Annotated in this window: 19 protein-coding genes; 8 read left to right on the top strand and 11 right to left on the bottom strand. The window is 67.8% G+C overall.

All coding sequences use genetic code 11. The features are described 5' to 3' along the window. Nucleotides 1-45: 45 nt before the first annotated feature. The 3 genes from AB0M15_RS10800 to AB0M15_RS10810 all read left to right on the top strand — a co-directional run bounded on the left by AB0M15_RS10800 (nt 46) and on the right by AB0M15_RS10810 (nt 2,818). On the top strand, nt 46-999 hold the full coding sequence (locus tag AB0M15_RS10800; RefSeq protein ID WP_363816209.1) for an ATP-binding cassette domain-containing protein: 954 nt from the start codon (nt 46-48) through the stop codon (nt 997-999). Beyond that, nucleotides 996-1,790, top strand: a complete 795-nt coding sequence (locus tag AB0M15_RS10805; protein WP_363816211.1) for an ABC transporter permease — start codon at nt 996-998, stop codon at nt 1,788-1,790. Before AB0M15_RS10800 ends, AB0M15_RS10805 begins: the two co-directional genes overlap by 4 nt. An 86-nt stretch (nt 1,791-1,876) precedes the next feature. Further along, a complete protein-coding gene (locus AB0M15_RS10810; protein WP_363816214.1) occupies nt 1,877-2,818 on the top strand; it encodes an FkbM family methyltransferase in 942 nt (313 codons plus the stop codon). Here the strand turns inward: AB0M15_RS10810 and AB0M15_RS10815 are convergent, their stop codons facing one another. After that, on the bottom strand, nt 2,819-3,586 hold the full coding sequence (locus AB0M15_RS10815) for an SDR family oxidoreductase (protein ID WP_363816216.1): 768 nt from the start codon (nt 3,584-3,586) through the stop codon (nt 2,819-2,821). It abuts the gene before it with no gap. A gap of 134 nt (nt 3,587-3,720) precedes the next feature. Between AB0M15_RS10815 and AB0M15_RS10820 the strand changes: the two genes are divergently transcribed. After that, nucleotides 3,721-4,260 carry a GNAT family protein gene (locus AB0M15_RS10820; protein ID WP_363816218.1) on the top strand — a complete coding sequence of 180 codons (540 nt, stop codon included), beginning with the start codon at nt 3,721-3,723 and terminating at the stop codon, nt 4,258-4,260. On the opposite strand, the gene AB0M15_RS10825 is transcribed toward AB0M15_RS10820, so the two are convergent. Further along, on the bottom strand, nt 4,250-4,648 hold the full coding sequence (locus tag AB0M15_RS10825) for a VOC family protein (protein WP_363816220.1): 399 nt from the start codon (nt 4,646-4,648) through the stop codon (nt 4,250-4,252). The two genes, AB0M15_RS10820 and AB0M15_RS10825, sit on opposite strands and share 11 nt — an antisense overlap. A gap of 72 nt (nt 4,649-4,720) precedes the next feature. On the opposite strand from AB0M15_RS10825, the gene AB0M15_RS10830 reads away from it, so the two are divergent. After that, on the top strand, nt 4,721-5,098 hold the full coding sequence (locus tag AB0M15_RS10830; RefSeq protein ID WP_363816223.1) for a hypothetical protein: 378 nt from the start codon (nt 4,721-4,723) through the stop codon (nt 5,096-5,098). Here the strand turns inward: AB0M15_RS10830 and AB0M15_RS10835 are convergent. From AB0M15_RS10835 to AB0M15_RS10850, 4 genes are all read right to left on the bottom strand, one after another. Continuing rightward, on the bottom strand, nt 5,095-5,694 hold the full coding sequence (locus tag AB0M15_RS10835) for a GNAT family N-acetyltransferase (protein ID WP_363816226.1): 600 nt from the start codon (nt 5,692-5,694) through the stop codon (nt 5,095-5,097). The genes AB0M15_RS10830 and AB0M15_RS10835 overlap by 4 nt on opposite strands. Next, nucleotides 5,691-6,515, bottom strand: a complete 825-nt coding sequence (locus AB0M15_RS10840) for a DUF72 domain-containing protein (protein WP_363816228.1) — start codon at nt 6,513-6,515, stop codon at nt 5,691-5,693. Before AB0M15_RS10840 ends, AB0M15_RS10835 begins: the two co-directional genes overlap by 4 nt. 6 nt (nt 6,516-6,521) lie before the next feature. Continuing rightward, nucleotides 6,522-7,526 (bottom strand): glucose-6-phosphate dehydrogenase (coenzyme-F420), encoded by a 1,005-nt coding sequence (fgd, locus tag AB0M15_RS10845; RefSeq protein WP_363816595.1) that lies wholly within the window; start codon nt 7,524-7,526, stop codon nt 6,522-6,524. 190 nt (nt 7,527-7,716) lie between these two features. Beyond that, the gene (locus tag AB0M15_RS10850) at nt 7,717-8,316 is read right to left on the bottom strand and encodes a response regulator transcription factor (RefSeq protein WP_363816230.1); all 600 of its coding nucleotides are present in this window, start codon (nt 8,314-8,316) and stop codon (nt 7,717-7,719) included. A 134-nt stretch (nt 8,317-8,450) separates the two neighbouring features. Here AB0M15_RS10850 and AB0M15_RS10855 point away from each other — a divergent pair, with 134 nt between their 5' ends. Both AB0M15_RS10855 and AB0M15_RS10860 read left to right on the top strand, forming a co-directional pair. Next, nucleotides 8,451-9,287, top strand: a complete 837-nt coding sequence (locus tag AB0M15_RS10855; RefSeq protein ID WP_363816232.1) for an alpha/beta hydrolase — start codon at nt 8,451-8,453, stop codon at nt 9,285-9,287. Beyond that, entirely contained in the window at nt 9,284-9,796 is a 513-nt protein-coding gene (locus tag AB0M15_RS10860; protein WP_363816234.1) for a GNAT family protein, read from the top strand. The genes AB0M15_RS10855 and AB0M15_RS10860 overlap by 4 nt, the downstream gene beginning before the upstream one ends. Here the strand turns inward: AB0M15_RS10860 and AB0M15_RS10865 are convergent. From AB0M15_RS10865 to AB0M15_RS10875, 3 genes are all read right to left on the bottom strand, one after another. Next, nucleotides 9,793-10,275, bottom strand: a complete 483-nt coding sequence (locus AB0M15_RS10865; RefSeq protein ID WP_363816237.1) for a GNAT family N-acetyltransferase — start codon at nt 10,273-10,275, stop codon at nt 9,793-9,795. The genes AB0M15_RS10860 and AB0M15_RS10865 overlap by 4 nt on opposite strands. A gap of 13 nt (nt 10,276-10,288) precedes the next feature. Continuing rightward, nucleotides 10,289-10,456 carry a hypothetical protein gene (locus AB0M15_RS10870; RefSeq protein WP_363816239.1) on the bottom strand — a complete coding sequence of 56 codons (168 nt, stop codon included), beginning with the start codon at nt 10,454-10,456 and terminating at the stop codon, nt 10,289-10,291. Between the two features lie 121 nt (nt 10,457-10,577). Continuing rightward, entirely contained in the window at nt 10,578-10,868 is a 291-nt protein-coding gene (locus tag AB0M15_RS10875) for a helix-turn-helix transcriptional regulator (protein ID WP_363816241.1), read from the bottom strand. 66 nt (nt 10,869-10,934) lie between these two features. Between AB0M15_RS10875 and map the strand changes: the two genes are divergently transcribed. After that, complete coding sequence (map, locus tag AB0M15_RS10880; RefSeq protein ID WP_363816243.1) at nt 10,935-11,705, top strand: type I methionyl aminopeptidase; 771 nt, start codon at nt 10,935-10,937, stop codon at nt 11,703-11,705. Nucleotides 11,706-11,714: 9 nt separating this feature from the next. Here map and folK read toward each other — a convergent pair whose 3' ends face one another. Further along, on the bottom strand, nt 11,715-12,221 hold the full coding sequence (folK, locus tag AB0M15_RS10885) for a 2-amino-4-hydroxy-6-hydroxymethyldihydropteridine diphosphokinase (RefSeq protein ID WP_363816245.1): 507 nt from the start codon (nt 12,219-12,221) through the stop codon (nt 11,715-11,717). Nucleotides 12,222-12,262: 41 nt separating this feature from the next. Continuing rightward, nucleotides 12,263-13,165: an NADP-dependent oxidoreductase gene (locus AB0M15_RS10890; RefSeq protein ID WP_363816247.1), complete on the bottom strand. Its 903-nt coding sequence runs from the start codon at nt 13,163-13,165 to the stop codon at nt 12,263-12,265. Between the last annotated feature and the right edge of the window lie 34 nt (nt 13,166-13,199).

Genomic DNA, 13,199 nt, shown 5'->3' on the forward strand with positions numbered 1-13,199 from the left:
TGTACGGTACAGTCTACGGTTCGCAGACCGGACGAGAGGTGGCACGTGACGACTGAGCGCATGATCGAGGCGTTCGACGTACGCAAGAACTACGCCGGAGGCACGGAGGGGGCGGGGCTGAACGGGTTCGACCTGGAGGTGAGCGCCGGCACGGTGACCGGCTTGCTGGGGCCGAACGGAGCGGGCAAGACGACGGCGGTGCGGATCCTGGCCACGTTGCTCAGGATGGATTCCGGTGAGGCGCGGATCGCCGGGTACGACGTGAGCCGGCAAGGCGCGGAGGTCAGGCGGACGATCGGCCTGGTCGGCCAGTACGCCGCTGTCGACGAAGTCCTCACCGGGAAGCAGAACCTGGTGATGTTCGGCCGGCTCAACCATCTCGGCCGCACCAAAGCAAGTAGCCGGGCCGACGAATTGCTCGAGCGGTTCGGGCTGGCCGAGTCGGCCGACTTGCCGGCTTCGAAGTACTCAGGCGGGATGCGCCGGCGGCTCGACCTGGCCGCGAGCCTCATCGTCGCGCCGAAGGTGTTGTTCGTCGACGAGCCGACGACCGGGCTCGACCCGGCCGGGCGGGCCGAGGTGTGGTCGGCGGTGCGGGAGCTGGTCAGGCAAGGAACGACAGTGCTGCTGACCACGCAGTACCTGGACGAGGCCGATCAACTGGCCGACCGGATCTCGATGCTCAAGGCGGGCAAGGTCGTCGCCGAGGGGACGCCGGATGCGCTGAAGGCGCAACTGGGCGCGGACTGGCTCGACTTGGTGCTCACAGCAACAGATCAGGTACCGCTGATCCTGCAGCTGACCGAGCGGCTGGCCGACGGCGACATCCAGGTCGACGATCTGAAGGTGAGTATCCCGGTCAAGGACCGGACGAGGGCCCTCGTCGAGGTCGCCACAATGTTGCAGGAGGCAAAGATCGAACCAGCGGACATCACCTTGCGCAGACCGACTCTCGACGAGGTCTTCCTGCACCTGACCGGAGCGGGGGTGCCGGCATGACGGCGCGATTGGGCTGGGCCCTGGCGGACGGCTGGACGATCGCGCGCCGCGCCTTGCTGCATTGGCGGATGCAGCCGGTGCCGGTGATCTTCGGCTGGCTCTTCCCGGTGCTGATGATGCTGATGTTCGGCGCGCTGCTCGGCGGCGCGATCGAGATGCCGTCCGGAGATTCGTACTACGAGTTGCTGGTGCCCGGCATCTTCGCGCTGGCGATGTTGTTCGGGCTCGAGTCGACGATGACGGCGGTCACTACCGACGTCGACAAGGGGATCACCGATCGGTTCCGCTCCCTGCCGATGAGTTCGGCCGCGGTCGTCCTCGGCCGGTGCATCGCGGATCTGCTCGACTCGGCCGTCACGTTGGTCGTCCTGAGCGGCGCCGGACTCGCGCTCGGCTGGCGGTGGCACGGCAGCGTGGTCGAGGCGGTGGCGGCATTCGGGCTGCTGCTTCTGCTGCGGTTCGCGTTGCTCTGGATCGGGATCTTCATCGGGCTGATGGTGAAGAACGCGCAGAGCATCATGGCGGTACAGATCATCGTCTGGCCGATCGGATTCCTGTCCAGCGCGTTCGTCGCCACCTCGACGATGCCCGGCTGGCTCGGCACGATCGCCCAGTGGAACCCGCTCTCGGCGACGGCGACCGCGGCCAGATCGCTGTTCGGCAATCCCGATCCGTCGGCGGCGTCCTGGATCGGGGATCACGCTCTGGAGGCGGCGATCATCGGTCCGTTGTTGCTGACGGCGATCTTCTTGCCGCTGTCAGCAATCCGGTTCCGTCGATTGTCGCGCTGAGCAACCTCAGGCCACGCTACGGATCTTGAACTGATCCTTACCCGGATAAGTGCGTATTTTTGCCCGCTAACGGGTAACGATGAGGGATGGAGTATCGCGATGGCGTGGTCCGCCGGGTGGCGTGGGAGGTTCCCCACGCCGCCGGGCGGTCGCTCGGCGTCGATGCGGCACGGCGGCTCGCTCGGGTGATGGGGTCCGCCGAAGGCCTGACCGAGGCGGGCGTCACCCGGATCGCCAATCGCATCTCGCCGCGGGTCGCCGACCAGAATCCGCGGCTCGTGAAGATCGCGCCCGAGTGGGCGGCGACGGACATCGCAGTACGCCGGCAAGGTCTGCGCTGGCGACTCGACCTGCGGGACAACCTGCAGGCGGTCCTGTACTACGCCGGCCGCTACGAGCCCGCCGTGACGCGCTTCCTGCGAGCCGAACTGAAGCCGGACGACGTCGTACTCGACATCGGGGCGAACATCGGGCTGCACAGTCTCGGTGCGGCCAGGCAACTGCGTGAGCTCGGCGGCGGCAAGGTGATCGCCTTCGAGCCCGCCGCGGACTCCATGGACAAGCTACGGGCGGCGGCGGAGCTCAACGGGCTGGCCGATCTCATCACGCTGGTGCCCGTGGCGCTCGGCGAACGGAAGTACAAGGCGGCACTGCACGCGGACTCCCGGTATGACCCGGCCGACTCCGGCGTGCGGTCGCTGCAGGCGGATGGCGAGGTTGTGCAGGACGTACCGGTGATCCGGCTGGACGACTGGGCCCGCGAGCAGGCGCTGGACCGGGTGGACGTGGTCAAGCTGGACGTCGAGGGCTCCGAGGCTGCTGCGCTGGCCGGGGCGACCAGGACGCTCGTACGGTTCCAGCCGCGCGCAGTACTGGTCGAAGACAAGAACCCTGATCTCAGACGCCGCCTGCACAGGGCCCTGGACGAACTCGGCTACCGCTCGACGGGCGTCACCTTCGACCACAACACCCTCTTCCGGCCCGACCGGCGAGACACCGAAGTCCTCCGCCGCCACTCCGTGCGCTGACTACGGCATCAGCTGGCCGCCGTTGACCTCGATGATCTGGCCGGTGACGTAGCCGGACATGCGGTCGGAGGCCAGGTAGAGGATGGTGCCGACGCATTCGTGCGGGGTGCCGGTGCGGCCCATCGGGATGGTGGTGAGCATGGCTTTCATCTGCTCTTCGCCGGTGTGGCGATCGTGGAACGGCGTGCGGATGACGCCGGGTGAGATCGCGTTGACCCGGATGCCGTCCGGCCCGAGTTCCTTGGCGAGGCCGCGGGTGAAGGTGCTGACGGCGCCCTTGCTGGTCGCGTAGACGACCGAGCCGCCGCCTCCGCCGTGCCGGCCGGCGATGGAGGTGACGTTGACGATCGAGCCGCCGCCCTGCGCACGGAGTACCGGGATGACGCGGCGGCTCATCGCGAAGACCGAGGTCAGGTTGACGTCCATGATCCGGTGGAACTCGTCGTCCGGTACGTCCACCACCGGCGCCCGCTTGACCAGGTCCCCGGCGTTGTTGACCAGTACGTCGATCCGCCCGTGCTTCGCCAGCACCTCATCGACCAGCGCGGCGGCCGAGTCGGTGGCAGCCAGGTCCGCCTGGTGCACTGTCGCAGCACCGCCCGCGGTACTGACCGCAGCGGCCGTGTGCCGCGCCCCCTCCTCGTTCGAGTGGTAGTGCAACGCGACCGTCGCCCCGGCCTCCGCGAACCCGACCGCGGCGGCAGCCCCGATCCCGCTGCTGGCGCCGGTGACGAGCACGACCTGATCCCTGAAATCAAGAAAACCCATACCCCAACCCTAGGGTGAGCCTCATGCGCGCTGGTCGACGCGGCGGGGATCGGGCTGGCTGTGACCGGTTAGAGGGTTGTGAGTACGCGCCGTACGAACGTTTGCGGGGCCGACGGCGGCGGTAGCCTCGATGGATGGGCTATGAAGTGTCGAAGCTGGATCTGCGACGGTGGCGGGTGGCTGATGCGTTGCGGTTGACCGACGCCCATCGGGAGCCGGACATGGCCAACCAGGGAGGCATCCGCGACACCGCGAGTGCCGTCGACTGGATCGGCCGGGTGGCCGACCTCGACAACGGGCACGTGTACGCCGTTGCGGATGCGGACGACCACCCCGTGGGCTGCGTCGCGGTGACCAACATCGACCGTCATCAGGTCGGCTGGACCTGGTACTGGACGATCGCCGAGGTCCGCGGCCAGGGAATCGCCCGGGACGCCCTCCGCGCCCTCGTCGACTGGGCCCACCACGAGGCCGGCCTGTACCGCCTGGAGCTCGGCCACCGCACCAACAACCCGGCCTCCTGCGGAGTAGCTGCCAGCGCAGGCTTCCTCTACGAAGGCCTGGAACGCCAACGCCTCACCTACGACGGCACCCGCTACGACGTAGAACGCCACGCCCGTCTGGCCGCCGACCCCCTAAATCCCCCCAACCGCCCCGTCACCATCACGATGTAGGCACCTGCAACACGCAGAACTCGTTCCCATCGAGGTCCCCGAGCACGTGCCATCGCCAGCCGTCCTCGACGATCGGCTCACCAGTCAGAACCGTCGCCCCGAGCGCGACCACGCGAGCGACCTCCGCCTCGAGATCGGCTGTCCGCAGATCGAGGTGCAGCCGGTTCTTCTCGCGCTTGACGTCGTCGACCCGCTGCAGCAGCAGTTCACAGCCGACCCCGTCGGCCGGGATCAGGCTCAGGTACTTCCCGGACGAGCCCGTTCTCCGGTACCCGAGCACCTGACTCCAGAAGTCCGCCGCCCGCTCGAGGTCAGCCGCATCGAGCACGATGACGAGCTCGCCGCGCGCGTAGGACTGCGGCGTACGGGCCGTCGACCTAGCCGTCATGACGGGAGCGTACGCGACACCCCGGTCCGGGTTTCGCGAGAACTGTCGCGGCAGACGCTCTAGGGTGACGACGTGGCGAAAAGTAGTAAGGGCGAGACGTTCCTGTCGGTGGTGATCGGTGGGGCGGCCGGATTCGGGCTGCTCGTGCTGACCCGGCGGGCCTGGGACGTCTGCCATGTCGACCTGACCGGCCCGGTCGGCAACGGGCCGACGCTGTTCTTCGTCGGCATACCGGTCTCCCTCGTGGTCAACATCGGGCTGTTCAATATCGTCTTCCGCTTCATGCGCCGCGGCAAAGGCGGCAAGTGGACGATGCCGCTACTGGCCGCCCTGATCGCCATCGCGATCGCCGACCTCGCCCTCTTCTCCTGGGCCGGTACGCCGGCCACACTCCCCGGCATCTGCCCCGCGAACGTCCCGCCGTGGTGGCCGAAAAGCATCCCGACCTAGACCAGCCCGGCCTCGGTGGCAGGTGCTGGGGCGTAGCTTCGCCAGCGTTCTTCGATGACATAGCCGAGGGCGAGGTTCGCGCCGAGGCTGGCCTCGTTGAGCGCCGCACCACCGGTCCCGAACACCCGTACGCCGTCCGCCCACAGCGCGAGAATCGACGCCGCCTTCACGGCCTGCCCGATCCCTCGCCCGCGATACCCGTCGAGCACCGAGGTGAACCCGGTCTCGCCCCTCGGCGGATCGCATTGGAGGCTGATGTAGGTAGCCCCGACCAGCCGCTCCCCGTCGAAGGCCCCGAACACTCGCCCGGTCGACCACAGCTCAGCCAGCTCGTCGACCGGCTGAACCACCCGATGGGTCGCCGGCGTGTACGGGTAGTCCTTCTCGTTCGCCGACTCCAGCTCGTGCCACGCGGAGGCGTACGACCGGTCCAGCTCACGGACGGTCACGTCGGCTGCTCGGAGTACGACCTGCTGAAGGATCGCCGGGTCGGGGTCACGCAGCCGAGCCGCCCAGGACTCGCCGACGACCCGATACCCCGCCGCCTCCAGCTCCGCGCAGCGCGGGTCGTCGTCCCGTACAACCTCGACCGTCAACCGATCCCCAATCGTCCAGCCAGCGCCTCGGCATCGAACGGCGCCCGCACCTTCACGTCGTTGTCGAAGTACACGTAGGTGTCTCGCTCCCAAGCCTGGATCTTCGCGGCCCAGGCGTCGAGCGCTTTATCGTCGTAGCCGCTCACATAGAGCTCCTCGGCGCCATGCAACCGGACATAACCGAAGTCGGCGGTGGTGGAGGCCAGCATCGGCCACTTGCCCGCGCTGTCCGCACAGACGACGGCGATGTCGTACTCGCGCAACAACTCGAGGAACTCTTCGTTCTCGTACGACGGATGCCGGATCTCCAGCGCGTGCCGGAGGGGCTGATCGACCGCGCTCGTCAACAGGCTCCGGCCTTCCATCCGCTCATCGTGGCCCTTGGCAACTTTCGCGGCAGCTTTCGTTGATCTAGGCAACAACTCGAAGAATGCCGCCAGCCGGTCGCGTTCGTAGCCGAGCGTCGGGGGTAGCTGCCACAGCACCGGACCGAGCTTGTCGGCGAGCGCGAGCACACCCGAGGCGAAGAAGTTGGCCAGCGGCGCCTCGACGTCGGCCAGCTTCTTCAGGTGCGTGACGAAGCGCGGGCCCTTGACCGAGAAGACGAACCCGGGCGGCGTTTCGTCGTACCAGCGTTGGTACGACGTCGGCCGTTGCAGCGAGTAGAAGGAACCGTTGAGTTCGATCGAGTTGAGTCGGCGGGAGGCGTACTCCAGCTCGGCCCGCTGCGGCAGGCCGTCCGGGTAGAAGACCTTGCGCCAAGGCGGATAGCGCCAACCGGAGATACCTACCCGGTACGGCGTATCCGCCCAGCGATCCATCTGTTGTCAGAGCTTGCGGAGCAGGGGCAGGACGTCCGACGTGAACTGGGTGAGGAAGCGCTCCTGGTCGTGGCCGGGACCGTGCATCACCAGGTGGTTGAAGCCGGCGTCGAGGTACGGCTGGAGTTGGCGGACGACCTCTTCGGGGTCCGAAGCGACGATCCAGCGCTGGGCGACCTGCTCGATCGGCAGCTCGTCGGCGAGGCGTTCCATCTCGGTCGCGCTCTGGACGCTGTGCTTCTGCTCCGGGGTGAGCGACAGCGGCGCCCAGAACCGGGTGTTCTCCAGCGCGAGCGCGGGGTCGCGGTCGTACGAGATCTTCACCTCGAGCATCCGGTCCACGTCGTCGAAGGAGCGCTCGCCCTTCTCCGCGCCCTCAATGACGGCCGGGATGAGCTTCTCGGTGTAGAGGTCCATACCCTTGCCCGAGGTGGCGATGAAGCCGTCGGCGGTACGACCGGCGTACCGGGCGACGACGGGGCCGCCGGCCGCGACGTACACCTTGACCGGGGTCTCCGGGCGGTCGTAGATCACGGCGTCGACGAGCTTGTAGAACGGTCCGTCCGAGCTGACGCCCTCGTCCTGCGTCCACAGGTTGCGGATCAGCTCGACCGCCTCCCGCAGCCGCGCGAACCGCTCCTTGAACTCCGGCCACTCGCGGCCGGAGACGGCGATCTCGTTCAGCGCCTCACCGGTACCGACGCCGAGCATGATCCGGCCCGGGTAGAGCAGCCCCATCGTCGCGAACGCCTGCGCGATCACGGCCGGGTTGTACCGGAAGGTCGGCGTCAGCACCGAGGTGCCGATCAGCACCCGATTCGTCCGCTCACCGACCGCCGCCATCCACGCCAGCGCGAACGGAGCGTGCCCGCCTTCATGCCGCCACGGCAGGAAATGATCAGAAACCGTCACACTGTCGAGCCCGAGTTCCTCGGCCCGCACCGCGTACTCCACCAGATCCCGCGGCCCGAACTGCTCGGCAGACGCCTTGTACCCGACCCGAATACTCACCATTGCTCCCGTCTCGTCACCCATACCTACCCCCACTCTCCCACCAACCCAGCCCACCCCTGAGATGTTCCACCCCGGACAGCCGACGACTCACCCGGGAGGCGTTTTGCGTTGTGAGGCGGATGGGGGCATCGTGGGAAACACGCGGAGCACCGAGGCTTCCTTGGATTCGTCGCCTCGGTGCTCCGCTTCAGCCCTTTACCGCGTTGACCTTTTGACGACGGGTCAGCCGGCCGCGACTCTGCGGATGCCCGCTTCGCGGGCGAGGGTGATGGCTTCGGCGCGGGTGGTGACCTGGAGTTTGCCGCTCGCGGGCGGTCAGGTCGGGGAGCTCGGTTCGTACCGTCGGTACGGGTAGCAGTAGCTCAGCGAGGCGGGCGGCGAAGGGCGGGCCGAGTACTAAGTCGCCTGCCGCGACTCCGCAGATCGCGCGGGCGATCTGCTCGGGGGACGCGTCCTTGCGGATGTAGCCGCCGGCGCCGGCCTGCAGGGCGGAGATGATCGCGGCATCCTCGTCGGCCATCGTGAAGACCAGGACGCGCGCGCCGCAACGACGGATCTCGGCGATCGCGGCCACGCCACCCAGGTCGAGGTCGATGACCACGACGTCGGGGCGATGCACTGTCACGGCCCGGACGGTGTCGCGGGCGTTGTCGGCGTCGCCCAGGACCCGGTAGCGCGTCTGGGCGCTGAGCATCGCACGCAGGCCGCCGCGGATCACCGGGTGTCCGTCCGCGACGACAACCGAGACGGGCGACTCTGCCGGGTCTTCGTCTACCGAGAGTTCCACCACTGTTCCAGTGAACCTTTCGGGGTGGTGTCTGCCGCCTTCCCGGCGGACACCTATGAGGGACGGGGTGCTGCCTGATCGGGTACGGCGTAATCCGGTTGCCCGCCGCGGAGGCGGCTGACAGGGTCGGTGGCATGCCTACGTTTGCTGCACCTGACGGGACCAAGCTGGCCTATCACGTGAGCGGCGACGGGGCGCCGGTCGTTTGCTTGCCGGGTGGGCCTATGCAGTCGTCGGAGTATCTCGGCGAGCTTGGTGGGCTTGGGGAGCACCGGACTTTGGTGATGCTGGATTTGCGGGGGTCGGGGGCTTCCGAAGTACCGGCGGATACGACGACGTACCGGTGTGATCGGCAGGTTGAGGACGTCGAGGCGTTGCGTCGGGAGCTTGGGCTGGAGCAGCTGGATTTGCTGGCGCACTCGGCCGGGGCGAACTTGGCCGTGCTGTATGCGACCCGCTATCCGTCGCGGGTCGGCAAGCTCGTGCTGATCACGCCCAGCGTGTATGCGGTCGGCCTCACGATCAGCAGCGAGACGCGGCTTGCACAGGCTCGATTGCGGGAGGGTGAGGCGTGGTTCGATACGGCGTACCGGGCGTTGGAGGCGATCAGCGCTGGGGATCATGCGGCGGAGAACTGGGCGGCGCTGGCGCCTTTCTCCTACGGACGTTGGGATGCGGCTGCTCAGGCGCATCATGCTGCTGAAGATGCCCAGCGCAACGATTCGGCGGCTGCCATCTACGGGATCGAGGGTGCGTACACACCGCACTCCACCCGCGCCGCTCTCGCAACCTTCCCAGCGCCTGTACTTCTGACCGCCGGCCAATACGACCTAGGGGCGCCGCCCGCAACTGTTGCCTCATTCGCCGCCCTGTTTGCCGACGCCACCTTCATCGAACACCCAGCCGCCGGCCACTTTCCCTGGCTGGACGACCGCACTGCTTTCACTGCTGCCTTGAGGGACTTCCTGTGAAGTGGCCCGTACTGACCGGCCAGCGGGTGACTCTGCGAGTGCTCACCATGGACGACGTCGACGCGTGGCTCTCCGGGGACGACGAGGAACAGCAGCGGTGGTTCGAGGCTCCCGGCCCGGCGCCGCGCGAGAACGTCGTGCGTCTCGTCGAGGAGTCGCGCAATGCCTGGGCGACCTCAGGACCCAAGCGGCATTGGGCAATCTGGATGGGCGATGTACTTGCCGGCGGCATCGACATTGCGGATCGCGGCCAAGGTAGTGCCTACCTGTCTTACGTAGTCTTCCCAGCCGCTCGCCGGCAGGGCGTAGCCGCCGAGGCGATCCTGCTGGTAACCACTTGGGCCTTCGCCACTTGGCCGATCACCCGGGCCGTCGCCGTCATCGACGAACTCAACACGGCCTCCCGCTCCACCGCCGAACGCGCCGGCTTCCACTTCGAAGCCGTGGCCGACCCATCGGAGTACGGCGAGTCCGGCAAGATGCTCCGATACGTCCTGCCTCGCCCTTAGCGCAGCTGCTTCCGCAGTTGGGTGCAGAGGGTTTCGTACCGGACGATCGAACCGTCCGGCGCCTGCTGATCCCACGCCTCGAGCCGCTCGTCGTACGCGACATAGCCGAGGCGCTCGTACAGTTTCCGGGCCCGCGGATTGCTCAGCTCGACACCGATCTCGGCCCGATCCAGCCCTCGGTCCTTGATCCGCTGCTCGGCCGCGCCGATGAGAACGGTGCCGATCCCGCAAGACTGCAGCGCCGGGTGAACGCCAAACTGCCAGAGCGATCCCGCGTCGGGATGGGGCACGTAGTCGACCCCTCCGATGGCGAGCGGCAGGTCCGCCTTCGCGCAGACCGCGAGGTAGTCGACCTCACCCCGCCGAGCCCGCTCGAGCTCCTTGGCAACCTGCTCCAGATGCAGCGCACTACCGGCAAAGCCGCAGTCCACGAGATCCGCGTCAACAAGATCCCGCACCCTCAACTCGAGCTGCACCACGGCTAGGTCCCCCTCAGTCTTCGATCGGCTTGGCGACCTTTCCGCCGGCACGCCAGTCGAGGTCGGCGACGATGCGGTCCACTGTCTCTTCGAGGGTGCTCGCGGCGCCAATGGTTTTCTCGTCCGCTACGCCGAGAAAGTCGTCCGGCTGGTACCACGTGATAACCGCTGTCCAGCGCATGCCGCGCAGCCAGGTCGATCAGGCCGAACGTTCGGGGGCGCCGTCCCAGGGGTGCTCGCGCAGTAGCGTCCGCCGCAGGTGCTCTACCCAGGCCACTCCAGTACCGACGAAAAGCGCCAGGCTAGGAGGCGATGCGTTCGCGGGTGGGGGTTGGGTCGGCGTGGGGCTTGGGTGGGTTGATTTCGGCCCAGACGGCGTCGAGGGAGAGGCCCAGGACGTCGGCGATCGCGGCGATCGTCGGGAAGGCGGGGGTGGCCACCCGGCCGGTCTCGATTTTGCGGAGGGTTTCGGGGGAGACGTGGGCGTCGAGGGCAGTCTCTAGGATCGAGCGCGCACCCCGGGCGCGACGCAGCAGAGCGCCGAGGCGTTGTCCGCGTTCGACCTCTCCGGGGGTGAGCGGCAGTCTGACCATGATCCAATGATAGTACCGGGATACTATTACCGGGATAGTTATTGGTTGCGTGATGAAGGGCGCCACATGATCGAGATCCTGACCCCCAGCGAACTGACCCGAGCCAAGGACACCGGCGCCCTGGTCGCCACCATCCTGCAGACGGCGAAGAGCCGGACAACGGTCGGGACCAACCTGCTGGACATCGACCAGTGGACCAAGACCATGATCGCCGACGCCGGCGCACAGTCCTGCTACGTCGATTATGAGCCGTCGTTCGGCCGCGGACCGTTCGGCCACTACATCTGTACTTCCGTCAACGACGCCGTCCTCCACGGACTGCCGTTCGACTACTCCGTCGCCGACGGCGACCTGGTCACCCTCGACCTCGCCGTCCTGCTCGGCGGCGTCGCCGCGGACTCCGCCATCAGCTTCATCGTCGGCGAGTCGAAGCCTGCCGAGAGCGTCGCACTGATCGACGCGACCGAGCGGGCGTTGGCCGCCGGCATCGCCGCGGCCAAGCCCGGCGCACGCATTGGCGACCTCTCCCACGCCATTGGTACGGTCCTCAGCGCAGCCGGATACCCGATCAACACCGAGTTCGGCGGCCATGGCATCGGCTCGACGATGCATCAGGACCCACACATCTCCAACACCGGCCGCCCGGGCCGCGGCTACAAACTCCGCCCCGGCCTGCTCCTCGCCCTAGAGCCGTGGGTCATGGTCGACACCGACGAGCTGGTGACCGACGACGACGGCTGGACCCTCCGCAGCGCAACCGGCTCCCGCACAGCCCACAGCGAACACACCATCGCCATCACCCCCGACGGAGCCGAAATCCTCACCTTGGCCAGGTGATGGAAGCGGTTATCGGAGCGGCGGGCCTGGTCGTACGGTTGGTACGTCTGCAGCGACCTCGGTGGTTTTCAGCAGGTCGGTGATCGGGCCGTGGCCGGCCAGGGTGACGTCGGGGGCGATCTCGGCTAGCGGCACCAGGACGAAGGCGCGTAGGTGGGCGCGAGGGTGCGGGAGGGTTAGTACCGGATCGTCCTGGGTTAGTTGCTCATCGCCGTCCCACACCGCGATGACGTCGACGTCCAGGGTCCGCGGGCCGAAGCGGCGTGCGGGATCGCGGACCCGGCCGCCGGCTTGCTCGAGTTCGTGTGCCAGCTCGAGCCAGCCGTCAGCGCTCACATCGCCGTCGACCAGAGCCACCGCGTTCAGGTACTCGGGCTGATCCGGATCGCCCCACGGCGGAGTCCAGTAGCTACCGGAGACCTTCACCAAATGGTCGCCCAGCCCGTCGAGCGCCTTGCGCAGGTTGGCTTCCTGGTCGCCCAGATTGGAGCCCAAGGCAAGTACCGCACGCGTCATCCCATCGCCTCCACCACTCACCGGATCGTCCGGCAAGTGTCTCAGCCTTCGACGACCTGGATGATCGTCCGGCCGCGAGCGGTGAACGCGTCGGGGGTTTCCTCGAGGGGACGGACGTTGTTGACGAGCGGTGTCACGCGGCCGTCGCGAAGCCGGTTGGCCAGTTGGGTCAGCTGATCGCGGTTCGGCTCGACGACGAAGTACAGGGCACGGCCGCCGGTCGGTTGGACGGTTGGCGGTTCGGCGATCGTGACGAGGGTGCCACCGGGTCGTACCAGCGCGGTGGAACGGGTGAGGATCTCGCCGCCGATCACGTCCAGTACGACGTCGACCTGCCCGGCCTTCTCCAGTTCCTCGACGGTGACGAACCGGTGGACGCCCAACTGCTTGGCACGGTCCTCGTCAGCAGCGCGGCCGGTACCGATGATCTCGGCGCCGATCTCGCGGGCCAGCTGTACGGCGAGGGAGCCGACAGCGCCGCCGACCCCGTTGATAAGAACGGTCTGGCCGGTCTTCAGCTGAGCGTGGTCGTACAACGCCTGCCAGGCCGTCAGCCCGGAGATCACCAGCGCGGCAGCGTCGACGTGCTCGACGCCGGCTGGGAGCGGGGCCAGGTTTCGGGCCTCGACCGCCGTGTACTCCGCGAGCGAACCGTTGCGGGTCCAGTCGGCCAGCCCGAAGACCCGCTGCCCCACGGTAAGACCGGTGGTACCGACTGGGACCTCGGCCACCACGCCTGAGAGTTCGTGGCCGGGGACGCTCGGGGTGCGGTCGCGGCCGGCGCGGTCGGTCCACGTACCCGGCCAGTCGAGCTCGCCTCGGGTGAAGGCGGCGGCGTGGACTTGCACGATGACGTCGTTCTCAGCGGTGTGCGGATAGGGCAGCTCGGTCAGGGACAGCCCGGCGACACCGGCCTCGCGATCCCGGACAGTGATGGGACGCATGATGGTCCTCGCAGTAGTCGTTTTCCGCTTCTGC

It is taken from the genome of Kribbella sp. NPDC051718, assembly GCF_040681515.1.
Taxonomy (GTDB): Bacteria; Actinomycetota; Actinomycetes; order Propionibacteriales; family Kribbellaceae; genus Kribbella.

Coding starts and splice junctions, on each gene's coding strand:
- AB0M15_RS10805 (WP_363816211.1), top strand. CDS start 996: ATGACGGCGCGATTGGGCTGGGCCCTGGCGGACGGCTGGACGATCGCG.
- AB0M15_RS10810 (WP_363816214.1), top strand. CDS start 1,877: ATGGAGTATCGCGATGGCGTGGTCCGCCGGGTGGCGTGGGAGGTTCCC.
- AB0M15_RS10815 (WP_363816216.1), bottom strand. CDS start 3,586: ATGGGTTTTCTTGATTTCAGGGATCAGGTCGTGCTCGTCACCGGCGCC.
- AB0M15_RS10820 (WP_363816218.1), top strand. CDS start 3,721: ATGGGCTATGAAGTGTCGAAGCTGGATCTGCGACGGTGGCGGGTGGCT.
- AB0M15_RS10825 (WP_363816220.1), bottom strand. CDS start 4,648: ATGACGGCTAGGTCGACGGCCCGTACGCCGCAGTCCTACGCGCGCGGC.
- AB0M15_RS10840 (WP_363816228.1), bottom strand. CDS start 6,515: ATGGATCGCTGGGCGGATACGCCGTACCGGGTAGGTATCTCCGGTTGG.
- AB0M15_RS10855 (WP_363816232.1), top strand. CDS start 8,451: ATGCCTACGTTTGCTGCACCTGACGGGACCAAGCTGGCCTATCACGTG.
- AB0M15_RS10870 (WP_363816239.1), bottom strand. CDS start 10,456: ATGCGCTGGACAGCGGTTATCACGTGGTACCAGCCGGACGACTTTCTC.
- AB0M15_RS10875 (WP_363816241.1), bottom strand. CDS start 10,868: ATGGTCAGACTGCCGCTCACCCCCGGAGAGGTCGAACGCGGACAACGC.
- map (WP_363816243.1), top strand. CDS start 10,935: ATGATCGAGATCCTGACCCCCAGCGAACTGACCCGAGCCAAGGACACC.
- folK (WP_363816245.1), bottom strand. CDS start 12,221: ATGACGCGTGCGGTACTTGCCTTGGGCTCCAATCTGGGCGACCAGGAA.
- AB0M15_RS10890 (WP_363816247.1), bottom strand. CDS start 13,165: ATGCGTCCCATCACTGTCCGGGATCGCGAGGCCGGTGTCGCCGGGCTG.